This is a genomic window from Bacillus cereus group sp. N6 (assembly GCF_016483705.1).
Classification (GTDB): domain Bacteria; phylum Bacillota; class Bacilli; order Bacillales; family Bacillaceae_G; genus Bacillus_A; species Bacillus_A wiedmannii.
Window position 1 is genome coordinate 290,346 of record NZ_JAEHBI010000001.1, and the last position, 22,872, is coordinate 313,217.

Sequence of the window (22,872 nt, forward strand, 5' to 3'; positions counted from 1 at the left end):
AAAAGGTATCGTTTTCATACTGATCTCGTGAAGTACTCCTTATTTATAATTTATGAAAAGCGTTTCAGGTCAAGAAATAATTAATAATAAAATCAAAAACTTTTCTTTTTAAAGAAAAGTTTTTGATTTTATACTATGAACTATAACTAATATATTTCGTCTCACACATGTACACATTCTTTTCTTCAGTTGGGGCATATACTTTAAATTTTTCTAAACGTTTTCCGTAAATATGAATAGTGACAACGCTTTCATTTTTAGCTATTTCAAGAATATGACAATCAGCTGGTGGAATGACTTTATCTGTTTCTCCTTCTCCCAAATAAAGATTTCCTGTATGTGTTAAATAAACAAGTGAATTTTCAAACTGCTTCGTTTGTATAAAGTTTTGCACCATTATCCTCCCTGTAAAAACGCCTTCTACTCCCCATGTACCATCATGATCATGTAAAGGTGTAGATTGTCCATCTTTCCATACAAGAGCTAATACTTCAAAACGATTAAAAGGATCTTCATATAACAAATGTCGTGCGTATTGAGCCGAATTCGCCTTCTGTTTTTCTAACGGAAGCCATGTTTTCTTTTCTAAAAGTTCTTCTAGTAATTTTTCAATCGCACAAACAATTTGACCTTCTAATAAATTACTATCCATTAAATCCGTTATAGCTTTAATAAATGTTTGAAACGTTTTACTTCCATTACACGTTAACATAAGCGTCCTCCTCCATTCTTTTTCACACACCTCCATACTAAATAACTAACTAAAATTTTACAATTGAGAAATAAAGTGAAACTTTAATCAGTGGGGATTTTGTTCATCCCCAACTGATTATTAGTTGAACCAATCGGACTTTTATGGGCAGTTGATCCCCCACCTAAATTCTTTACTTTCGCTTAATTTTGAGGTGGGGGTCTTACTGCCCATTAAAGCTGGATAAAAAAACAAGGTACAGTAAATTTGTACCTTGCTGATCGATTTACCTATTATTCAAAAGAATAGGTAAGTAATTTAACGTTTGTTCATTTTCCAATAGACATTTTTCTAAATTGAACAATGGAGATAACTCTATTTTTTCAAAAGCATTTATAAAAGTTCTTAATGCAATCTCAGCTTCTAAACGTGCAAGTGGTGCTCCTAAGCAAAAGTGTGCACCTTTACCAAATGTTAAATGCTTTTCATTTCCTATTCGGTGTATATTAAATTTAGAGGCTTGCGAAAACTTTTTCTCATCTAAATTTGCTGCACTTACCCACGCAACAATCATTTGATCCTTTTTCATAAAAGGCCCAAATATATTTGTATCCTCTGTAATCCTCCTAGCTAATGTAACGGGAAAGCGATAGCGCAATACTTCCTCAATTGCCTTTGAAATTAATTTAGGTTCTTCTCTTAATTCTTTATATGTTCCAGGTGAATCCACTAAAAAGCAATAAAAGCTATTAATAATTAAATTAGTAGTTGTTTCATTGCCTGCCGCTAATAAACCTAAAGAAAAAGTAACAATTTCTTCATCTGTTAATCTTTCGCCTTCATATTCAGCTCGTATTAAATCCGAAATAATATCATCGGTTAAATGGTACCTCTTTCCCTGAACAATCGGTAGACGATATGCTTTAAATTCATTTAGTGCTATACCCTTTTCCGCATCCAGATCACTAAACTTTTCTTTACTATACGGCATAAATAAAATATCAGACCATGCTTTAATTTTTTTACGGTCCGTTGTTGGCACTCCTAATAAATCGGATATGACGGTAACAGGTAAAGGTGCAGCAAACTCTTCAACAATATTAACCTCACTATATTTTTCGATATGTTCTATAAGTTCATTTGCGATTGCCTGTATTCGGGGTTTCCATTGTTCTAAACTTCTTGGAGTAAATGCTTTAGAAACGATAGAACGTACATTGCGATGTTCTGGTGGATCCGTAGAGTTTATATTTATCCTAGTTTCTAAAGGAGGGATTGCGAATTGTCTTCGCTCCCTTCTACTTGAAAATAAGCGATAATCCGATAAAACTCGATTTACATCATCGTATAAAAAAACATTCCATACATCTTGCTCTTCATCGTAATGTACTGGGCGATTATCCCTCATAAATTGATACCACTCATACGGATTCCACAATTCTTCTTTTGTTTTCAGCTTTGAAATTTCATGAACTAAAATCACATTTTCCGGCGAAGCCATAGTTCTTTCCTCCCTTTTCTTTTACAATAAAAGTGATAGGTCGGTAGTTCAAAGTTGTATAATCTAACATATGTTATTTTAACATATACTAAAGGAGATTTTTCATTGGGGAACTTGAGAAATATATAAGGGGGATTTTTATGTACGTTGACATTTTACTATTAGCAGAATTAACAACTGGACCAAAACATGGATATGAAATAAAGAAAAATATTCAAAACCGGTTAGGTGAGAATTTTGAATTAAATCATAACACACTTTATCCCGCTCTTCGGCGCTTCGAAAATATGGGTGCTATAACGAAAAAAATACATAAACAAGTCGGAAAGCCAAACCGAAATATGTACGATATAACTGAAACAGGTGAAGAAATTTTTTCAGAAATGTTAAGAGAGTTTCCTGAAAAAATTGCGACAAATAACGCTGAGTTCCTTGTACGTATCGCTCTATTTGAAAAACTTGATTACGAAGGTAGAAAAGAAATTTTAACAATACGCCAAGACGTACTACATAAACAGCTTACTGCTATTCAATCTTTAGATGTTAGCTCATCTTTTATTACAGAAGTTATTGAATTTAGTAAATCACGTATAGAACACGAATTACTCTGGATTACATCACTTATGAAGAAAATATAAAAATTAACAAGAAAAGTTAAAAATAATGAATGAAAATGAGATTTATTATCAATACTATAATTAATAAAAGGGCAACCACGATTTGGCTACCCTTCAAAAAATTTATACTTCTGGATCGAAAGTTTTGCAATCTGTTTCTTCCGTAGTTGATGCATGTTTCCCTTTATGACTTACTACATAAATTGCATCTGCACTACATTTATTGCCGTTAGCCCAAAATTTACAGTTGTTTACTTCACATAAAACGTCTTGTGCCATAGTATCACACCTCCTTGTTCTATTATCATTAACAAAATTCGGAGGTATGATACTCTTTGTCATGCGTTTTTTATTACCTTTTTAGCTTTCTTAATGGTTCAATATTTCCTTGTACAATAGCATCTATATTTTCTGTTATTTTTTCAATGTCAAAATGCCACCATTGAATTTGCAATAACTCTTCTACTATTGTATTTGTAAATCGTTCCTTTATTTTATTTGCAGGGTTTCCGCCAACAATAGTATATGGTGCGACGTCTCTAGTCACAACAGATTTTGCTGCAATGATTGCACCATCTCCTATTTTTATTCCGGGCATAATCGTTGCATCCATACCAATCCAAACGTCATTTCCTACTACTGTATCACCTTTGTAAGGTAAATCAGACAAATTAGGTGTATACTTCTCCCACCCATTTCCAAATATATTAAATGGATATGCCGAAAATCCATCCATCCGATGATTCGCTCCGTTCATAATAAAGGTAACTCCATTTGCAATACAACAAAACTTTCCAATAGTAAGATGATCTCCAAGAAATTCATAATGATGTAATACTCGATCTTCAAATGTTTCTCCATCTTTCGCATCATAATAAGAATAGTCACCAACAAGTATATTAGCTTTCGTTATTGTATTTTTTATAAAATGGACATTTTGATTTCCTTCAATAGGATATTTAACATTTGGATTAGGATTCATGTTGTACAGCACTTCCCTTACCATTTATTTCACTTTCTACCGCTATTACTGGCTTTAAATTGTATATAGGTAAAATAAATAATAATCCAATTATAAATAGTAAAGCTGTTCCCTCATACATCGTACTTAATGAGAACACCTCTTTTAATGAACCGGCTACACTCATTGTTACTACCATTGAACCGGTAAATAGTGGACTTAAAATGCCATTTACACGACCGATAAAATCAGTATCGCTATTTTGAATAATGAGCGTATTAATACCTATTTGGATACATGGAAGAGCTAACCCACTAAAAAGTTGTGCTGTAAGTGTCACCCATAAATTCGTTGAATAACCTATAATACCAATGCCGATCGCCTGACCGAGCATCCCTACAATTAACATCTTTTGCGGAGCTACGTTTTTCGCAAATACCATCGCTAAAGCTCCGCCAACAATCATACCCGCGCCATTTACTGTTAGTAACCATTGCAAACTCTCTTTTGATAACCCTAACTGCTCAGTCACAATAAATATACCTAATGGCTGAATCAATCCTATACCTAGTCCTGCTGCCATAAAACAAAGCCCAAGCAAAGTTAATGCTTTTTTCTTTTTCACATATTTAATACCATCCAGCATCTCCTGTAGTAGCGTGATTTCTTTCTTCTCATTATCATTCTCAAGATCTTTCGGAAGAAATAACAACACAGCAGCTGCCAGTAAAAAAGCGATACCTGTTATGATAATTGAAATATAAATTCCAAAACTATGAAAGATAAATGTTCCAAGAATCGGTCCTAACACCATAAAAATCGCAAATATTGTTTGATATATAGACATCGCTAATTGAATTTGTTCCGTTGATAAATGCTGTTTAAACAATTTCATCCCTGATGGTTGAGAAAACTGCGAAAGGATTGCAGAAATAAGCGTGACAAAAAACACGATTTTCCACGTTCCAAACATTAGTGTAATTAATACAGCGAATACTGAAATAGAACTTAACGTCTCACACCATATCATTGTCCTCTTCGGCTTCCACCTATCAGCAAAAGTTCCACCAATGAATGAGAAAATAAAAATGGGCGCAAATTCAGCAACTGAAATCATTGAAATAGCAAAAGCATCACCTTTCGTCATTTCCATTACATACAGTAATACGGCAAAGTTTCGAACCCATATTCCAATTTGTAAAAATAATGCTGAAGCTAAAATTCCCTGTACAAATCTATTTTTCAATACTTGTGATACCCCATTATTTTGTTTCGTTACTACATTTGTCGACATAAAAAGGCCTCCTATTTCGTGTTCTGAACAGGAGGCAGCACAAATCATATAAAAAGACTATATATTCGCAGAGCGAAATACATCCCTTTTCTATAAATGTACAGACTAACCCTATTCAGAAGAATATTTCGTTTTTTAACGAAGATCTCTTACAAATAGAATTAGTTGATCATTGGGATGTGTTCACCCTTCCGTTTCGAATTTAAATAACACATACATACTCTATGTAAAGCATTTTCGATGTATGCATGTCTTAAAATAAATATTCTAGAATGTTAATGGTAATTCCTCTAAAGAACGCATTAAATAATTACCTTGCCATTTAATATCTTCACGATTTCCTTTTAATTGCAAAGCAGGCATTCGATTAAACAAAGTAGTAATAGCAATCTTTGCTTCCAACCTAGCAAGCGGAGCGCCTAAGCAGAAATGGCTACCATGCCCAAATGCAATGTGACGATTATTCTCCCGAGTAATATCGAATACATCTGGGTTTTCAAATATTGTTTCATCGCGGTTTGCCGAAGCTAATGCAATGACAACCATATCCCCTTTTTGGATTGTTTGTTCGTGAATTTGAAAAGGCTCAGCTGCCCATCTTGCAGTTGTAACCTCAACTGGAGAATAATAACGCAATCCTTCTTCAATTGCAGAATCAATTAATTTTGGATTATCTTTTAATAACTGTAATTGATTTGGATTTTCAAGAAGTGCTAATACCGTATTCGTAATTAAATTCACTGTTGTCTCATGCCCTGCTACGATTAATAACATTATCATTGAATATAGCTCTGGAGCACTAAGTTTATGCCCTTCATTTTCTGCAAGTATTAGCGCACTAACCAAATCTTCTTTTGGATCTTTTCGTTTTATATCAACTATATATTGAAGATATGTAATAAACTCAGATAGTTGTTTTTCGGTTTCCTTTATTTCTTCAGGTGTTTCTGGCGATGCAATGACAGCATGAGACCAAATTCTAAATTTCGCTTGATCTTCTTTTGGAATACCAAGCATCTCACTAATCACAATGATTGGTAAGGGGAATGAATAATCATCCACTAGATTTAATGTACCTTTTCGCTCTATCTCTCTTATTAAATCATCCGCTATTCTCTGAATTCTTCCGTCTAATTGTGTAATCATCTTCGGTGTAAAAGCTTTTTGAACTAAAGATCGTAAACGACTGTGATTAGGTGGATCTGAATTTAACATGTGCGTTGTTAAATGATCACTATTGTCAACGGAAAGATACATGTTCGTTGTATCTTGAGGAAACACATTTGCCGCATCTTTTTTTAAGCGATTATCTTTTAGAAGTGGCAATGCATCTTCATATCTTGTAATGAGCCATTCTTTACCGATTTCAACTTCATTTACAAATAATATAGGTTGCATTTTTCTCGATTCTTTATAAATTTCATATGCATCTTCTTTAAACTGCGCTGAAGCCAAATTAATGCCATCTTCTATTCTTTGCCCAACTTTATTTTTCATTGACATTGTATTCCCTCACTCTCATTTGTTTTTAAAAACCAACCAACATATGCATTATACTCTAATAAAAACGTGAAAATTGTAAATTTTTAATCAAAATCTTACTTCATATATTGAAAAATAAAAAAGTGAGAGAGTAAGATCTTTCTACTCTCTCACTTTTCTTTATGCGAAGCACATGAAATTACTAATTTGTTGATAGCGATAACTTACTTTACGACGACGACCACCTTGCCAAGTGTAACCTGATACTCCGTTTCTTCTCACTTCAGTCGGAAAGAACCATAAGTCTCTCCCGAAAGGTCCTGGACGATGTAAACGTAAAAATCCCCATCTTCCTAGACAGTTACACATCCATGATTTCATATTTCCTGGTTGTGCTGGCGAAGCAAATGTGGATGGTAACGATGGAGCTTGAGATGGTGGTGGTGACGTTGGAGCATCTTCCGCATCATCTGGTCTATAATCTTCTTGTTCCATATCTCTCACTTCATTTACAGATTCATACCCGTAGTTTTGTGGATTATAATACACCCCTTGATCATATGGATAATTTTGCTGGTTATACATATTAACAAATCACCTACTTTTCATTCAGTACCTTTAACATTCATATGTGATTTGCCTCCTATAGGAAGCTTATGTATAGCCTAAATTCAACAAAAAAATAAAGCTCGTATTTTAAAAATACGAGCTTCTTCATAATCGGAATAGATGTATTATTTTCTTAATTTCACACTATAAAAACGCATTTCATCTAACGAACCTTCAAATTCAAATACTTCTTGTTTAATTAATTCCTTTAAGCGATATTCTAAAAACGTATCGCCAACTAACTGCTCTACATGACCAAGTGCTTCACCAATTACCCTAGGGGCTTTTAGGAATTCTCGATCAGCACCTATACTTTTCGCACATTCAATAATAAATTGATCAAAATAATCTTCTTGTACAGAACGCACTTCATTGTCTGTCCAAACTCTTAAAAATTCCGTACTTTTCGATAGACTATCCCACTCATGTTCAAACTGCATACGTTTCTCTACAGTTAAATATGGCAATTCTACAAAACTTTTTTGAATTAGAGCTAAACTTTCAGGTGCTAACTCTCCAGTTCCACGAATAGCATACTCTTTTTTTAATATTTCTTTACTTGCTTCAGACGTATTAATAACGCGAATGTTTTTCTTATCTTTTAATTGCGCCATTACAAAACATAGGCCTACATGTTCATGTGCGTTATTAGCTTTCCAAATTGTAATAGGTGTTTCAATAGGAATAGTGTGTAGTTCTTCCATAGTTTCTAAAAACCTTGGTAAATACTCTTCTTCAAAATAATTATCATAAGCAGTTAAATTGTTTACTAACCATTTCTGTCTTGCAAGTTGTCCCTCATTCATATGTAGCTTGTTTATCGACCCAATTGAAAAGAATTCAGAAAAAGCGACAACCCTCTCTTCCAATTGTTCTTCTTGACTAAGCATATATTTTAAACATCCAGCTGTTGAATCATCAAACGCAATATGTACGTGTGTGCTTTCTTTTACATTTCTTATATATGATGTATTACTCGTTAGTTGCTTAGGAATATCCATCAAATTTTTAATTGCATCTTCACTATAGTTTTCTTCTAATAAATTCAACTGAATAAGAATACTTTGAAGTAAATGTTTTGCTTCATCTTCGTACATATCCTCTACAACATTTTTGATTTTATCTATCATACAAATCCCTCTATTCATTTCATAAATAACGTATATTATAGTGTATCATTTTAGTATCATTCTTTTAAAGTTTTTTTTAAGTAAAAGCATTTATTATTCAGATTGCTACAGCTATCCACATTTTCAACAAAATCTCTCCTACAATTCTTAATTACTAAATATTCTTTTGTAAATTCTTTTATTTAAATGTATAATTATATAGAAAATAAAAAATATAGGAGCTATATGTATGGAGAAAGCGATTACTACTTATAAACATTATTTGAAAAATTGGAGATTTATATTTATTTGTATATTACCTACTATCGCCTTATTATATGTTTTCGATGTCATCTTTGAATTACTATTTCATCAAGATTTCTATTTATCTAACTTAATTTTTGCTATTATTTTATTTTTAATATTTATGAGCATCAAAGATATGTTTAAAATTGAAAGTTAAAGAGCCGGATAAAAAAAGAGCACCCTGCAATCGGATGCTCTCATGTGATAGAGTTTTTTTCTGAGTATTAAGTAGGACACGAAGGTCTTGTCCTACAATATAATATATGCTTGTACTTATTTTATTGTGCATCTATTAAACATCCAATGTATACGTATTGCTAAAAATTCTGCTCATTTATTAATTGTATAATTATTATATTTACACATAAAAAACATCCCTATGGATGTTTTTTATGTACCGATTTTTAAGCTTCCATAAACTTAGCCGGTACACCAATTTTTTCAACTACAGAAGATATATTAGTAGGATTAATCATTACATTTTCAATACTGACTAATTTATTTTCTAATAGTCCATTCTCTGTAGTAATAAGTTCTTCAAACCGATCTAAAGTCATCGAGAATTTGTGTTCACTTCCGCCATTCATACAAACTTTTACATACTTCATAGTGTCACCGCCTTTCATAATAATCTATATTTCGATAAGAAGGCGCTTACATCCTTTTTATTTACTACTAGATTTCTCACTTTTACTCCTTGCTAATTCACGTTTATTTATTTTAGAAAAAGCAGCTACTATTTTATGTTCACGTTATAATTGCTAGTAAGAACGATAAAGATAAAAATGCACAAAGTGGTATATATAAAACAGTATCCATTTTAGCAAAATACGTATCTTTTTTTCGCTTAAAGATGCCAAAATAATGAAACTCACCAATTACTCTTATAAAAAAAACAATCATACAAATCCAGGATCCCAATTGAACAATAATATTAGGAACTTCGAAATGAACAACATTTGTTTGTTGTAATAAAATCATTGCTGCCATACTTAGTAATAACGCAATGAACAATGTCATTCCTACACCTGGTATAAACGCCTTTTCTCCAGATTTTGTTGGAATGACACTATTTGTCGCCCACTTACCTCCGAAAGCCCAGTAAACATGTAAAAAGCTAACTAAAAATAATATACAGACAGAAATATATGTAATAATAAGCATTTTGTCCTCCCATTATTTTATTTTAGTCCTTGATTTTAGAGTATGCTATAAATGCCTCATTAGCAATCTATATATAATTACATAAAAAACCCTTCAATGATAAATCATTAAAGGGTTACTCAAATATCTTATGCATTATACCTATTTTTACGACGTTCCATCCTCGTTTGTCCTTGAGCAATACCTTCTTTATATGGATCTATTTGCTCTGTCATTTCATATGTTGCAGCTTGAGCTGGTTCTTCGTAATTATGCTCACGTATTTTTTTTGGCGTATTTCGTTTTGATACTTTTCCACCAAACTTAAATAATTTGATCTTTAATTTCGGTAATCTAGGAAGTGGAATCTTAAATGATAATTTTTTGCGCTTCTTTTTTTGTTGTAATAGATTTATATTTTCTTTATTATCATCCTGCTCTTTACGATGTAATAACATCGCAAGTAATCCACCTAATATAAGTCCTCCAACTAACAGTAGAAGATATAAGTAATGACTTGTCATTAAACTCAACATACGTTCAAGTATGACTAACGACTGTACTTCTTTAATATCCCAAAGTAAAGCGGCCCATAATGAGAATAAACCGAAAGTAAGTCCATATGTACGAAAACGGAATAAACATGGAATTAAAGCGATACAAGCGGCGATTTTCGCATTCCCTATTATTGAACTTGTTGAAATATCTTGATGCCAAATGACTAACAGCAGTGTTATAAATGGCGCATACGCTATCCAACTACATATACGTGAATATATTTTTTTCGCAAAATAGCTACCGAAACTAGTAAAAAATAAAAGGCCTCCGATATATAAAGATTGTTCTAGTGGGATTTGCTTCATAATTCCTGCAACTGGAAAGAGGCCGCTTAATAGCATTAATAACACATCTAATTTCTTCACAATTCCTCATTCCTTTCAAATTTCTTTTGAATCAATTCATATTGCTTTTCCATATGATGTAGATTTTGTATTTCTAAAAAATATCTTAATCCTGTATGTAAATAAAGTAAATACATAAAAGAAAAGATACATGACAAAGGATATCCTTATTTACATGAAAAAATGACAAATCCTGATCAATATAACGAGCAGGATTTGTCTACTATTATTTAAAGCAAAATAATTGAATCTTTCTTTTCTATTTTCATTATATCTACATCCAATTCATCATCAAACTCTTTAAACTCTCTTGCATCTATATCCGTCATATAGCTCTTTATTACTTTCGCCATATGCATAGAATACGGCATATGTATATTTTTTTCCTGAAGCATACTTGAATTACAGCACATATAGTGTATCATTTTAGCGATATAATTCCTTTCTACAGGTTTTACACCTAGCGTTAATATTTCAAGTATGTATCGCTGCAATGTCTCACTACCATTTAGCGAATATTCGCCAGTGCTATAATACATCCCTTTTTGATCTACATATAAACTTGTACCTTCAGGAACATCATCACGTTCTATCACACCGTATTTTGGTGTATCAAAAGATGTATTTATTCTTATAATGTTTAAATTAGGGACCTTTAGCGCATCAGGAACAATCTCCGGTAAAGTATCTATATCAATTTTTTTATTTTGTAACTCTTTTATCCAATATTTTCTTAAATTCGCATCTATAATGAAATACACTTGTTCATTTTGCTCTTTTACATGTTGTAAAATTCCTGATAATGTTTCAGAAACAAATTGTTTAAATAGAATACCCATATCATTTCTTTTTGAAGGCTGCGGTAAAAAGGCATTATGTTTATTTATATTTAATAATAAACGATCAATCGTTTGCCACTCTGTATTCCCGTATAGTTTATATGAAATGTCTTTTCCTTTTATTTGTGAAAAAATAGGTAAGAAATCAAATTTCGAGATTCGCTCAATTGATAAATTAACATATGTACAAGGTAAATTTATTTTATTCCAACTACGTTTCAAAAATCCTTTTTGTTCTAATAAACTAAGGATACAATTCATAATTGTTTTACGAGATACACTTTGGCCAATAAATAAATTAATAAATGCTGAAATACGGTTAGTTCGTGCAAACCCTTCTCTAACGATTTGCTTTGGATCAATTTTTTCACGCCCATCACAATTTTCCATTGCGATTAACGCCAATGTCACATCATTGCTCTCACCCGCAGTAGCATAAACCGCTTTCATAACATCCTCTACTAAATTTGTTTTGTATTTCTGGCAATATTGCATTTTATATGGATTTTGTAATACTTTTTCAATATTATATCTTACTATTTTTAACAATACTGGAGAATCTGCATTTAATACATATAACGACTCACCGATTTGAGCTAACACAATTTCACTTTCAAATAACGCTTGTTCAACTTCCAACGATATTTTTTCAGACCATATTTCTAACGTTATAGTCTCTAATCCTTTTGGTGCAATTAAAGGGAATAATTCATTTTCATTATTTGTTGCTATCTTTTTACATTCTGGTAGTAATGTGAAATAAGAGAATTTTTGCTGAAACCCTTTAAATAGATACTCTCTTTCCTTTACTTTTATACCAGGTTTTATTTTAGTACCTTGAACTTTATATATTCTCTCATTGTATGGAAGTAACACCCTAATATTTGTTCCTAGCATATAATCTTTCGGATATTGAAGAATATGCTCTAATTCAACTTCTCCCCCTATATGAAAATCATCTTTTAAATTTCTAAATATCTTTATCCACTTTATACCGTTTGTAGCTTGTTGTACTTTTAGTTTTACAAACCGAACTTTTTTATTATTCGGTGCAAATTCTGGAGTAGAAATTAAAATCATGCCTCGTTTTCGTCTCAAAAGCAAAGGAATATCTGGATGGTTATATTCTTGATAAAATCTCCGAATTCCTATTGAAACATTTAATAATGGAAGATTCTCGCCTCCGCGCGTTATACATTCGAACCGATATACATAGGCAAAATAATCTTGTGTTTTTTCGTCTTTAATAGGCTCTGACATTGCCTCACAAATATTTTGTGATCTAAGGGGAGAAAAATATATATCATCTTCGTTAAGATTCTCTAATCGTACAGGTTGTTCACAAAAAATATGTGAAATTAAAGCAGGCACCCACTTAGAATATATTTCATTATCATGTAGTACTGTTAAATTAGAAATTAAATCGTAATGCCATTCATATTTTGGCAATTCTATTAATTTATTAGGTTTCCAATCATGAATCACCTCATACCAACTTTGGAAAATATAATCAAGTTGTTCTTTTCTAATAGGTTCTTTGGATACAATCCATGGTGTATTTTCATTTAATACATATGGATTATGCTGAATAAACAATATATCAGAAAACATATCATATAATCTTTCATTCAATCGTTTCAACTTACTCGTTAATAAAAATGTCTTATAATGTATCTCTACAATATCGAGCCATTCAATAGGAAAATATATAAATGATACGCTTTCGTTTAAAAGAGGTTCTATTATATTTTCAAATGTTAACAACTTTAATTTTTCCATAAAATGATTACTTCCTTTCTTCATTTTTTTGATCACAAAAAACTAAAGTATCATCACATAATTAAATTATTTAAAAGAGAAGCAAATACCGCTTATCCGACTTACATATTAATGACATGACTCTGATAAAAGTTAAAAGAAATTTTCATACATATCCCTCCTTATAAATCATAAATATATTACATTCAAATTATACAATATTAGTTACGTATTGTATTCGTGATTTACAATAATTTTACAAAAGATTATAAAAGAGGTATTGACCATACATATTATGTATGGTCAATACCTCTTTTCACTATCCTATTACCTTTTTCGCTTCTGTATTCACTGGCCACTATTCTAATATTAAGAATGAATAAGTATATATAATTGAGCATAGAGAAGATAAAATGGGAAGAGGTTCCCATTTCCATACTGCAGATAATGAAAAAGGATACCCACTGGAAAAAAAGAAGATATAATCAACACCCTGGACATTATCCGGAAGATTTTGACGGATACAAGAAAAAAGGAAGAAATGAAGAAACTAAAGGTGTGAAAAAATTTGAGTAATATGAATAAAAGCCGAATCGAAATTCTAAAAATGAAAGCAAAAAGAAACGCTAGTAGAAAAGAACTGATAGACAAACTTTCTAATATTGTTACGATTTCTATAGACTCATTTATGGATGCCGAATCTAATGATTTATTTTGTAAAGAATTATTTAATACGCTAGAACAAAATTCAAACATAAAAAATTTTGGTAGCACTGATTATGAAGAAAATAGAAGACTATCAATAGCGCTGTTAAAAGAAACAGCTAAAACTATTCAATTTCCACTTAAGCAAGGGAGACTCTTTTTCTCTAAGGGTGGTAAAATTGAAGCAGTTAAGCTAAACATTGCTGAAGTATTCGATAATTTAGAAGAGTTATCAACCATATCAAGATTTCTAACTGGGTATACCGATTTTGTATTAGTTGGTGATGATTTAGAATTCGGCGTATGTATCGAAAGAACAGAATATCATTATGAATTCAGTATGTGGGGAATAACGAAAATCTAAATTGCGAAAATAATCCAACTTCAGATTATGTAAATCAAATCCTATTGGATGAAAACAATTGGCTTGCATCTAAAAATAATTAATTAGCAGGAATTGGGATACCTGCTGCTACTTTGATTCAAATGAAATAGAATGGCGTTGAAGATAGATAAAAAGGTTCTCAGTTAAGAGAACCTTTTTCACTTCATATATACATAGCTTTCAATGGAAGAAGGTGCAATGTGTGACCTTCTACTGGAGAAAAAGGATTTAATAGCGGTAAACTAGCTCGAAATATCTCTGTTGAATTAACTGGTGAGTATGATATTAAAAGAGTTTGGGATGGAGTTGACCCTTCTACTGAAGAAAAACTTTCAACCTGGGATAGAATTTTTGCAGGCGGAATAGTCGTAGCTAGTATTACACCAGTCTGGAAACTCACTAAAGTGGGTAAAGGGGTAAAAATGACCACTGAGGCTGTTGAGGCTACTAAAGCTGTAACCAGTGCAAAACCAAATTTTGTATTATTTAATAAAATACATCGTGATTCAATGCCTAAGGGCCGAGGGCCAAATAGCGGTGATTTACAATCTCATCATGGCTTACAGTATCAATAAGCAAAAGAAAATTTAGGTAAGTATGGATATGATCCAAAGCTCGCACCAACAGTAACTATTGAAACCGGAAAAGGATTACCTCACACCATTATTTCTAATACACAGAATCTAAGGCTTGATGAGGGTTTAAGTTCAGGCAATGGAAAATGGGGCTCTACTTTACAAGATGAATTAAAAAATCTAATATCTGACTTTGAACGCGCAGGATTCTCTAAAGAAAACATTTCAGAAACCTTAGAACAGCAATATAAAATGCTTGATAAATTAAAGGTAAAGTATGAAAGGATTGATTATTACTGAATATTCTAGAAAAATTAAATGATTCCTTCAAATTAGAAGCTCAGGAATCACCAGCGAGTAAAGAGGCCATTCAAGAATTACAAAAATTCTCATCAATAGATGTACCAGTAGATTATTTAGAAGTAATCCAAAATTGTACAAATGCAGAGATTAATGTACAAAATGAACTTTACATACATATTTTGGGTCCTACTGATTGCATAGAGATGAATGAAGCACATGATATTCAAAAATATATACCAAATTCACTGGCAATTGGTGATGACGAAGGCGGAAAAGCATTATTATATGTAGAAGGAAAAGAAGGATTCGGATTATATACAGTGGATTTTGGAGATTTAGATATTGAAGAAACAATTAAAATAGCTCCTTCATTAAAAGCATTGTTAATAGATGGTGTCGGAGTTGAGGAATTGTTGTCATAGTTAAAAGATAACAGCCGACTCATTTATATCGAGTCGGCTGTTATTTTTGATTAAGCTATCCTTTTGTTTTATTTCAAATACTCATACCATCAATCTCTACGATCAAGATAATCCTTCATCGCATTTAATTGAGCATCTGAAGTTGGATCAGCAATGGAAACAAAGCGACAAAATGCATAGTTACCAAAAGGAATGTTGTGTTGCTTCATCGCTTGTACATTTCCTTTATACAATGGATCTACGTAATTTGAGCCATCCTGTACACGAGCAATTACAAAATCTAAATACTGTTTTGCGACTGGCCAATTAATATCTCCGTTCCATTTTGAAATGTCTACGATTTGTCCCATTATTGATCCACTCCTTTTTTCTCCGTTTGTTTTTGTTTCCCATCTAAAATTTCAACCGTATTAGTTAAAGCTGATGGTAAAGGGATTCCGATACGACCTGCATTTTCTAAAAGTGAAAGTAATTCATTCCCAATGAAGAAGAAAATCGTCGCTTCACGAATTGCACTGTTTGTTCCCATAACTGCATCAGCTCGTGTGGCTGCTGCGACCAAAAGAAAAAACACCACCTTTTTGGCGATGCCTTTAAAACCAACTTTACTTTTTAGCTCTCCATTAATTCCTGCTGCGAATACACCGGTAATATAGTCAATTGCTGCCAAAATAACAAGAACTTTCAACGTTGTATCCCGTCCTCCCAAAAAATATCCGCAGAAGCCACCGAATAAAACTATAAATGCTTTCAGTAATACATCCATACGATCCATCTTTTCACTCCTTATTTATAATAAAAAAAGAGAGACGCTTGTCCCTCTCTTAATAAGTACTTTTATTTTTATATTTTAAATCATCCCTTTTAATATTAAACCCAAAACTGACATAGTGATTGCGCTAATAATAATTCGCAAAATCCAAGTTGTATTCATGCTAATCTTTTCTAATTGCTTATTAATTGTTGCTATGTCTTTCTCATTAATTGTTGTGCGGGTTTCTAAATTACGAATATCTCGCATAATTTCTTTTTGTTCTGCTTTTAAACTATCAATTTTTACATAAACATCTTCCAATACGTTCACATCCTTTTATCATCTTAATAAAGCAATCTTTACATGATATGAGACAACCTTATTCATGGTGAATTCATCGCAGGAAATCCCATACAAAATCCGTATTTTGTGCAAAATAAAAACAGCTTACGGCTGCTCTGATTTCTCATTTATTAATTTTCGAACTAACTCTTCTAACGTTACTATCTTGTTGTTCATTAATGTAATCTCTTATAAATAAAATAAAAATCACATAAAAACGTTACTATTAATCGGAAACAATAAATTTCTTAACTTGATGGTAATGGATCATTATGTTCCTTTGACGAATTACGCTTCTTTTTATGCCGTTTCTTCACTTACTCATATCTTCTATTTTATGTAACTAAGCCAAATACTTTATCACGGTCTGGACTACGCTGTCTCGCCATCTACATTTCACCTGTCACCTCACGTTCAAGTTTTTATATTTTCATGAGTTCACTACTTATGCTGATTGCTAAATAAATTTTATTTAAAAATATTTCTCGTTTATTTGTTACGAACTTCCTTTTGGTTTGTATATAGCAATGTAAGATAAAAAAGAGCTAAGAGAGTCGGGACATGAACCTTAAAATCAAAACACCAAACGGATTTAAATCAGATTTTTACATTTCACCAGAATTTATTAGCACTATCGGATTATCCATCTTATATCTCCACCTAGCAGGAATCATTGGATTCTTACTTTTCTTTTTCGTTCGTTTGTTTTGTTAAACGCTAAATCCAATTGAGACTGCGCCTTTCAAATTATTAAGTATTAAAAATCTTAATAAAAAAGAGTGCTATAAAGATATGCACTCTTTTAAAAGACTTTACCAATCTCGACGATCATCACGATCACGGTCATGATTACGTCTGCGACGACACTCATCACAATCGCAGTCACGTCTACAATGACAGTCGTTAAAATCGTTTCTTCTGCGTCTACGACCGCATCCGCAAAATACTAAATCATCCCAAAATCTATTACAATCTCGAGAATGTCCAAAATTATTGTTGCATCCCATAGATATGATTCCCTCCTCTAAAAATAGAATTCATCATATTCTATGAATAAAAGTTGAAAACAGCTTGTTTACTAGCCTATGTTTTTTGTTTTACACTAATAATATTCCAATTTGCAAGTCTGCCTCGCCCCTTATCTTTCCTTAACAACAAACAAGACACCAACCAGATCATGGCAGCGTCTACGATAATTGATATTGGTCTTATCATTCGGCATCATTCCTATTTCTTAAATAAAACAGAATCAACGATTGTTAAAACTACCCAAGCTATTCCGAGAAACACTGCAATTATTGGCGTCAACCAGAAGTAGTGATACCATTTTGTGTAACTACTCATCTTCCACCATTCATGGAGTGGATTAAGCCCTATCATTTATAACAACCCTCCCCCATTTTGTTCAATAAAAAGAGAGCACCTGCGCCAGTAGATGCTCTTAATGTGATAAAGAGTTTCTTATGAGTATTGAAATAAGGTAGATACAAGCGAGTGAGCCTGTCCTACACTCTTCAATATATGCTTGTCCCCCTCAAAAGGGGCAAACGAAAAAGAATACTCCCCTATATACAATTAAAGTACCTGCATTTCAAACGTTTATGTCACCAATCAACCTAGTAATATTACCAGGCTCAATAAGAAACACAAAAGCCACGATACTTACGCACCATGGCTGAATATATAAATGTAATTGGTCTTTTCGTCCTGTTTACGGATTCTTACCGCCCTTGCCCGTTCTCCGGTAACGTTTTGATAAAGGGGGTATGATCATTGATTATGAGCACATAGATACGCTATCCCCACACTATTCTTTTTTCAATGAACTGTATAGGTATAGTGTAATATTGATTCTGTTTTGAAAAATCCCCAAGTTTGTCCCCTTTTTTATCTATACTCACTGAAGAGGTTTTATATCACTTAGACAGTCGGGGATGGAAATCTCGCCGCTTCAAAGTGCGCACCATCTTCTGCAGCACTAATAACTCCAACTATACTACTTTGCGCAAATATCTCGACTACATCTCCTGCATTCAATTGAATTATTGATGAAACAGCTACAGCATTAATAAAGTTTATTGGGCCAAAAAAAATCATTATCTATTGCAATTGCTGGATTTCCATTAACACGAATTTCCACTCGTGCTCGATAATTTAAGTTTGTGTTATCAGGAGCAAAAGCAATCTTTCCAATTACAGAATAAACCCCTCTTGTCTTTGGAATAAAAATAGAGGTAGCTGGATTATATTCATTCGCTAAATCAAATTGTTCATTTTGAAACAATACTTTTACAAAAGTATTAGCAGGAACAGTTTGATCCACCGTATTTCTAGCTCTAAAAGCAGACGCTCTTACAAGTTCGTCCTTATTATCATCACAACAACAATTCACTTTTACATTAACCCAATGTTTTTCCTCATGCTTTTTATCACATTTGTCATAACTCTTACTGCTTTTATAACAATCATGATATTTCTTTTTGTAATCCTTACAGTGCTCATCGTAGTAATAAGACATACTAAATACCTCCTTTAAATTTATTACTACATAATATGGAAGATAGATTTAAAAGGTTTGGACGAGCTATTACTATTATTAATAGAATTAAAAAAGCCCCACTATTAGGCAGGGCAAGGAGACAATAAGGCTAAGTAGCTTCATATTAACTTATCTATATCAACACTACAAAATGCTAGAATTTCATTTCTGTTACTTTAAAACCACGTTTAAATAATCCCCAAAACCGTAGCTATCAACTGAATAGCGCTTTTTTTCTTTTGATAAAACGGATCACACTTTATCATTAATTCATTGTACGCAAACGAATCTTTAACCTTCCGATTCCCCAGGTAATTCATTTCAATTATCTTGCGTTCATCTTCATCAAGGGCATGTTTCAACGTCCGTTCAATCTGTTTAAAACGTATCTCATGATTCTTTTCGTCACCTTTCATTTTAGAAAAAAGAACGATCCCCCAGCTTGAGCCTGTTCTTCTTGATTTTTCATCCGGACGCACAATGCTTTGTAGTTTTTCAGCTCCTTCACCACAAGTCTTCGCATCTCCTTTTCATCGATGTCTTCAAAAAATGACAATTGATTCATACGATACGGTTCCCCTCCGTTCGATCTACCTACTCATAAATGGATTATTTTGTTCAGTTTTTTTACTAAATAAACCAATCTCTTAATACATCTAAGAGACTGTAAAAATTCACTCCAGCTGCTCTTTGTTTGTATAAAACGAACTCAATTGACTGCACGCACATATAATATTCTGTGTTCCTTTCTTTATAAATTGAAATAGTCATTACAAAATGAATCTCGTCACGAGAGCACTTTATTAAGTGCTCTTTTTTAGTTTTTGAATACTTATTAAATGAAATTTTTGTTTAATTTATAAAATACAATTGCTTGTCCACTTCAACCTATTCATCATCGTATATCATCCAACCACTATGATTGTACTATTCTTTATACATTTTCCTTTCACTTCCATACGTTCTTAAATTCCCCTCAATAATCCTTGCACTTTTATATAATTGCTTTCCAGCTTCATGATTTTCTTTTTGCAATGTTAACCTCCTATAACGAGCAATCATAGGGGGTGGAGTTGTGAATGAAGAAAATATTATTTTACGTTAAGCTACTGTTGAATCAGGCTTAATTTCTTCAACTATCCACCTATTTTTCGTCATTCACTTTATCAACAGAAGAAACAGGAGAAACTATATAGATTCAGGAAGAGACCCCCTTATATATTAAAAGCTTTTTGGAGTGAAACCATGTTCCGTATATATTATGGAATGGGTTTATATTTGTGACATAAGGGCTTATTTTTTTATTTATTTTAATTTTCAAGGGCCTTTTTCTTATACCTGTTTGTTAACTAATTCATAAGTTGTAGTGTGTAAGTGGGTGAATGATAAGGATGGTGTAAAAATGAGTGAATTTAAAAAGAAATTTCATATTCCATGTGAGTGTTTTCTCCCCCCTGTACCCCCACCTCAAGTTGGACCAACCGGGCCGACTGGACCAACCGGGGCTACAGGACTTACAGGACCTACGGGACCAGCTGCTACGGCATGTTGTCCATGTACGAATGTTCTTGATAACCCTGGATTTGATGAACCTGCAACACCAGGTACTCCAGTTCCAGGATGGATTGTAACGGGAAATGTTTCAGAAGTAGGATTTCCAAATGCGCACAGCGGTCGTTTTCTTCCAAATGGATCCTTGAGTGCTTTAGCTGTTTCTATTGGACCTGGAGGAATTATGACCCAATCTGTTGATGTGGGCGAAGGTTGTTGCTTTACCCTTTCTTTTGCTGGGGATATAAGAGATGGAGCACTCCTTGTTGCTTCTGTATCGTTTCCAGAACTTGGTCAAGGATGTCCTCCTAACCCTACAACACTTGGACCATTAAACATTCCGCACATTGTACCTGTTGCAAATCAACAACAAGCTGGCTTCCAACATTATACCCTTGTTGTGTGTATACCTGCTGATGTAACTACAGCATGTATTAGTTTCCAAAACTTAGCTACGGGTGGAGAAGGCGCAACAGCTTTTGTTGATAATGTTGTATTCCAACCTACTGGTGGACCTTGCACTTCATGTTCACAAAATTTTTAATGCATTTATATATCTGAAGCTTTTCGTTTTTCTAGCGAATCCAATAACTATTAAAGAGAGTCTTCTGGCTCTCTTTTCATATTAGGAACCACCAAACACTCCCATAGGCTGAGCGCATTCCTGTATAATCCCGATACATATGAGCGATTCACCTTTGTAATCAATATACTCCTTTAGGTGCACTATTCCGCCCCGCTATTTAAATAGCGTTTTTATTCAAATTGATGACCTTGCTCATTTGGACACATTTACCAGTATTTTTACCAAAAAAATTCACGATATGGTTAATTAGTGGAGTGCGTCATTGTTACAATGGAAGAAGGTGCAATGTGTGGTAAACCTTCCTCTGAAGAAAAAGGTTTTGATGGCGGTAAACTAGCTTGAGATATCAATTTCATTTATATAATCCCCAAAGCAGTAGCTATCAACCGAATAGCATTTTTTTATTCTCATAAAAATTATCACGTCTCATCATCAATTCGCTATAAACATAGGAATCTTTCACCTTCTCATTCCCTAAATACTTTAACTCAATAATCTTTCTCTAATCTTTATCAAGTGCATTCTGTAACGTCCGTTCAATTTGTTTAAAACGTATCTCATGATTCTTATCGTCACCCCTCATTTTAGGAAAAAAACAACGCATCCAACTTGATCCTGTTCTTCTTGATTCTTCATCCGGACGCACAATGCTTTGTAGTCTTTCAGCGCCCTCACCACAAGTCTTCGCATCTCCTTTTCATCGATGTCTTCAAAAAATGACAATTGATTCATACGATACGGTTCCCCTCCGTTCGATCTACTTACTTATAAATGGATTATTTTGTTCAGTTTTTATTTTTCACTAAATAAACCAGTCTCTTAATACATCTAAGAGACTGGAAAAATTCACTCCAGCGGCCCTTTATATGGAATACGTGGCATATTAATAAAATCATACGTCACAATATTTTCTATGTTTGTCAGATAGGCATGTAAGCTTTCAACTAACATAAGATTAGGTATACTTTCTTTTTCTTTCATCAAAATAATAGGCTTTTGGAATGCATATGCGTAACCAATTTCAAAAGCCGTACCACTATCTACGCATCCATTCACAAAGTCATGAATTACCACTACTACATCAGCTCTTCTTAAATATTTAAATCATTATGAAAAACTGCAGCTCTCCACTCCATAGATCCAAAAGTTAAATGTTCATGTTGATAAAACCTGGCTGAAAAAATATCTGCAACAAAAGGATTGTTACTAAGCGCATTTTCTAGTCTCTTTACCCTGTTAAGTTGTTCATCATTAAAAAATGGACTTGCTATAAATACCCTAACAACCCTGGTATTCTTTTTATCCATACCACCTATACCTCCTTTTGCACTTATACACTTTAAATATTCCGTGTATTGCATAGATATTATCGTTTATTAAAAAATTATGAATATCTCCCCCTTGAATAAAACTCAAAATTCCATAAATAATGTAGACACATGGTTATCTTTCTCCGATTTTCTTACATGAGCAGTTAGCTTTTGCTAGCTGCTCTTTT

At 32.9% G+C, this 22,872-nt stretch carries 27 protein-coding genes and 3 pseudogenes; 8 read left to right on the top strand and 22 right to left on the bottom strand.

From position 1 onward, the window contains the following. Positions 1 to 133 precede the first annotated feature (133 nt). Together JDS99_RS01545 and JDS99_RS01550 are read right to left on the bottom strand one after the other, a co-directional pair. Positions 134 to 712, bottom strand: coding sequence for a cysteine dioxygenase family protein (locus JDS99_RS01545; RefSeq protein ID WP_199694321.1), 579 nt, complete (start codon positions 710 to 712; stop codon positions 134 to 136). 265 nt (positions 713 to 977) lie between these two features. Then, on the bottom strand, positions 978 to 2,192 hold the full coding sequence (locus JDS99_RS01550; RefSeq protein WP_199694323.1) for a cytochrome P450: 1,215 nt from the start codon (positions 2,190 to 2,192) through the stop codon (positions 978 to 980). A gap of 140 nt (positions 2,193 to 2,332) precedes the next feature. On the opposite strand from JDS99_RS01550, the gene JDS99_RS01555 reads away from it, so the two are divergent. Further along, the gene (locus JDS99_RS01555) at positions 2,333 to 2,830 is read left to right on the top strand and encodes a PadR family transcriptional regulator (RefSeq protein ID WP_199694325.1); all 498 of its coding nucleotides are present in this window, start codon (positions 2,333 to 2,335) and stop codon (positions 2,828 to 2,830) included. A 102-nt stretch (positions 2,831 to 2,932) separates the two neighbouring features. On the opposite strand, the gene JDS99_RS01560 is transcribed toward JDS99_RS01555, so the two are convergent. The 6 genes from JDS99_RS01560 to JDS99_RS01585 form a co-directional block, all read right to left on the bottom strand. Then, positions 2,933 to 3,088, bottom strand: a complete 156-nt coding sequence (locus tag JDS99_RS01560) for a DUF1540 domain-containing protein (RefSeq protein WP_000046089.1) — start codon at positions 3,086 to 3,088, stop codon at positions 2,933 to 2,935. Between the two features lie 73 nt (positions 3,089 to 3,161). Next, positions 3,162 to 3,791, bottom strand: coding sequence for a Vat family streptogramin A O-acetyltransferase (locus JDS99_RS01565; protein ID WP_097908461.1), 630 nt, complete (start codon positions 3,789 to 3,791; stop codon positions 3,162 to 3,164). Further along, the gene (locus JDS99_RS01570; protein ID WP_098133338.1) at positions 3,781 to 5,064 is read right to left on the bottom strand and encodes an MFS transporter; all 1,284 of its coding nucleotides are present in this window, start codon (positions 5,062 to 5,064) and stop codon (positions 3,781 to 3,783) included. The genes JDS99_RS01565 and JDS99_RS01570 overlap by 11 nt, the downstream gene beginning before the upstream one ends. 267 nt (positions 5,065 to 5,331) lie before the next feature. Next, a complete protein-coding gene (locus JDS99_RS01575; RefSeq protein ID WP_088609351.1) occupies positions 5,332 to 6,567 on the bottom strand; it encodes a cytochrome P450 family protein in 1,236 nt (411 codons plus the stop codon). A gap of 159 nt (positions 6,568 to 6,726) precedes the next feature. Next, positions 6,727 to 7,131, bottom strand: coding sequence for a hypothetical protein (locus JDS99_RS01580; RefSeq protein ID WP_088063586.1), 405 nt, complete (start codon positions 7,129 to 7,131; stop codon positions 6,727 to 6,729). Between the two features lie 149 nt (positions 7,132 to 7,280). After that, positions 7,281 to 8,285 carry a DUF1835 domain-containing protein gene (locus tag JDS99_RS01585; RefSeq protein ID WP_199694327.1) on the bottom strand — a complete coding sequence of 335 codons (1,005 nt, stop codon included), beginning with the start codon at positions 8,283 to 8,285 and terminating at the stop codon, positions 7,281 to 7,283. A gap of 229 nt (positions 8,286 to 8,514) precedes the next feature. Here JDS99_RS01585 and JDS99_RS01590 point away from each other — a divergent pair, with 229 nt between their 5' ends. Next, positions 8,515 to 8,727 carry a hypothetical protein gene (locus JDS99_RS01590; protein ID WP_048547123.1) on the top strand — a complete coding sequence of 71 codons (213 nt, stop codon included), beginning with the start codon at positions 8,515 to 8,517 and terminating at the stop codon, positions 8,725 to 8,727. A gap of 247 nt (positions 8,728 to 8,974) precedes the next feature. Here the strand turns inward: JDS99_RS01590 and JDS99_RS01595 are convergent, their stop codons facing one another. The 4 genes from JDS99_RS01595 to JDS99_RS01610 all read right to left on the bottom strand — a co-directional run bounded on the left by JDS99_RS01595 (position 8,975) and on the right by JDS99_RS01610 (position 13,233). Further along, a complete protein-coding gene (locus JDS99_RS01595) occupies positions 8,975 to 9,178 on the bottom strand; it encodes a hypothetical protein (protein ID WP_000878362.1) in 204 nt (67 codons plus the stop codon). A gap of 139 nt (positions 9,179 to 9,317) precedes the next feature. Then, positions 9,318 to 9,734, bottom strand: a complete 417-nt coding sequence (locus JDS99_RS01600; RefSeq protein ID WP_088122229.1) for a DUF3995 domain-containing protein — start codon at positions 9,732 to 9,734, stop codon at positions 9,318 to 9,320. Positions 9,735 to 9,862: 128 nt separating this feature from the next. After that, a complete protein-coding gene (locus tag JDS99_RS01605) occupies positions 9,863 to 10,636 on the bottom strand; it encodes a DUF3959 family protein (RefSeq protein WP_199694328.1) in 774 nt (257 codons plus the stop codon). Between the two features lie 209 nt (positions 10,637 to 10,845). Continuing rightward, entirely contained in the window at positions 10,846 to 13,233 is a 2,388-nt protein-coding gene (locus JDS99_RS01610) for an RNaseH domain-containing protein (RefSeq protein ID WP_199694329.1), read from the bottom strand. Positions 13,234 to 13,780: 547 nt separating this feature from the next. Between JDS99_RS01610 and JDS99_RS01615 the strand changes: the two genes are divergently transcribed. The 4 genes and pseudogenes from JDS99_RS01615 to JDS99_RS01625 all read left to right on the top strand — a co-directional run bounded on the left by JDS99_RS01615 (position 13,781) and on the right by JDS99_RS01625 (position 15,602). Next, on the top strand, positions 13,781 to 14,281 hold the full coding sequence (locus JDS99_RS01615; protein WP_000069069.1) for a YxiF family protein: 501 nt from the start codon (positions 13,781 to 13,783) through the stop codon (positions 14,279 to 14,281). Positions 14,282 to 14,479: 198 nt separating this feature from the next. Continuing rightward, positions 14,480 to 14,772, top strand: a pseudogene (locus JDS99_RS31815) (pre-toxin TG domain-containing protein); the annotation flags it as partial. A 162-nt stretch (positions 14,773 to 14,934) separates the two neighbouring features. Continuing rightward, a complete protein-coding gene (locus JDS99_RS31825) occupies positions 14,935 to 15,177 on the top strand; it encodes a hypothetical protein (protein WP_255294010.1) in 243 nt (80 codons plus the stop codon). After that, positions 15,174 to 15,602 carry an SMI1/KNR4 family protein gene (locus JDS99_RS01625; protein ID WP_199694368.1) on the top strand — a complete coding sequence of 143 codons (429 nt, stop codon included), beginning with the start codon at positions 15,174 to 15,176 and terminating at the stop codon, positions 15,600 to 15,602. The genes JDS99_RS31825 and JDS99_RS01625 overlap by 4 nt, the downstream gene beginning before the upstream one ends. Before the next feature lie 92 nt (positions 15,603 to 15,694). On the opposite strand, the pseudogene JDS99_RS01630 reads toward JDS99_RS01625, so the two are convergent. From JDS99_RS01630 to JDS99_RS01640, 3 genes and pseudogenes are all read right to left on the bottom strand, one after another. After that, a pseudogene (locus JDS99_RS01630) lies at positions 15,695 to 15,952 on the bottom strand (GH25 family lysozyme); the annotation flags it as partial. Further along, a complete protein-coding gene (locus tag JDS99_RS01635; protein ID WP_199694330.1) occupies positions 15,952 to 16,377 on the bottom strand; it encodes a phage holin family protein in 426 nt (141 codons plus the stop codon). The gene JDS99_RS01635 and the pseudogene JDS99_RS01630, both read right to left, overlap by 1 nt. A 75-nt stretch (positions 16,378 to 16,452) precedes the next feature. Continuing rightward, a complete protein-coding gene (locus tag JDS99_RS01640) occupies positions 16,453 to 16,677 on the bottom strand; it encodes a hypothetical protein (RefSeq protein WP_000390479.1) in 225 nt (74 codons plus the stop codon). Positions 16,678 to 17,259: 582 nt separating this feature from the next. Between JDS99_RS01640 and JDS99_RS01650 the strand changes: the two genes are divergently transcribed. Next, positions 17,260 to 17,412 (top strand): hypothetical protein, encoded by a 153-nt coding sequence (locus JDS99_RS01650; protein ID WP_199694331.1) that lies wholly within the window; start codon positions 17,260 to 17,262, stop codon positions 17,410 to 17,412. A gap of 98 nt (positions 17,413 to 17,510) precedes the next feature. Here JDS99_RS01650 and JDS99_RS01655 read toward each other — a convergent pair whose 3' ends face one another. The 4 genes and pseudogenes from JDS99_RS01655 to JDS99_RS01670 all read right to left on the bottom strand — a co-directional run bounded on the left by JDS99_RS01655 (position 17,511) and on the right by JDS99_RS01670 (position 19,802). Further along, complete coding sequence (locus tag JDS99_RS01655; RefSeq protein ID WP_080000129.1) at positions 17,511 to 17,705, bottom strand: hypothetical protein; 195 nt, start codon at positions 17,703 to 17,705, stop codon at positions 17,511 to 17,513. Between the two features lie 220 nt (positions 17,706 to 17,925). Further along, the gene (locus JDS99_RS01660; protein ID WP_157639288.1) at positions 17,926 to 18,078 is read right to left on the bottom strand and encodes a hypothetical protein; all 153 of its coding nucleotides are present in this window, start codon (positions 18,076 to 18,078) and stop codon (positions 17,926 to 17,928) included. Positions 18,079 to 18,618: 540 nt separating this feature from the next. Further along, a pseudogene (locus JDS99_RS01665) lies at positions 18,619 to 19,216 on the bottom strand (ABC transporter permease). A 433-nt stretch (positions 19,217 to 19,649) separates the two neighbouring features. Continuing rightward, the gene (locus tag JDS99_RS01670; RefSeq protein ID WP_176551431.1) at positions 19,650 to 19,802 is read right to left on the bottom strand and encodes a hypothetical protein; all 153 of its coding nucleotides are present in this window, start codon (positions 19,800 to 19,802) and stop codon (positions 19,650 to 19,652) included. Positions 19,803 to 20,639: 837 nt separating this feature from the next. Here JDS99_RS01670 and JDS99_RS01675 point away from each other — a divergent pair. Further along, positions 20,640 to 21,332: a collagen-like protein gene (locus JDS99_RS01675; protein WP_199694332.1), complete on the top strand. Its 693-nt coding sequence runs from the start codon at positions 20,640 to 20,642 to the stop codon at positions 21,330 to 21,332. A 621-nt stretch (positions 21,333 to 21,953) separates the two neighbouring features. Here JDS99_RS01675 and JDS99_RS01680 read toward each other — a convergent pair. From JDS99_RS01680 to JDS99_RS32740, 3 genes are all read right to left on the bottom strand, one after another. Further along, positions 21,954 to 22,106, bottom strand: coding sequence for a hypothetical protein (locus JDS99_RS01680; protein WP_199694333.1), 153 nt, complete (start codon positions 22,104 to 22,106; stop codon positions 21,954 to 21,956). A 114-nt stretch (positions 22,107 to 22,220) separates the two neighbouring features. Beyond that, positions 22,221 to 22,448, bottom strand: a complete 228-nt coding sequence (locus tag JDS99_RS32735) for a nucleoside 2-deoxyribosyltransferase (protein WP_472926329.1) — start codon at positions 22,446 to 22,448, stop codon at positions 22,221 to 22,223. Positions 22,449 to 22,465: 17 nt separating this feature from the next. After that, a complete protein-coding gene (locus JDS99_RS32740; RefSeq protein ID WP_242475596.1) occupies positions 22,466 to 22,681 on the bottom strand; it encodes a hypothetical protein in 216 nt (71 codons plus the stop codon). Between the last annotated feature and the right edge of the window lie 191 nt (positions 22,682 to 22,872).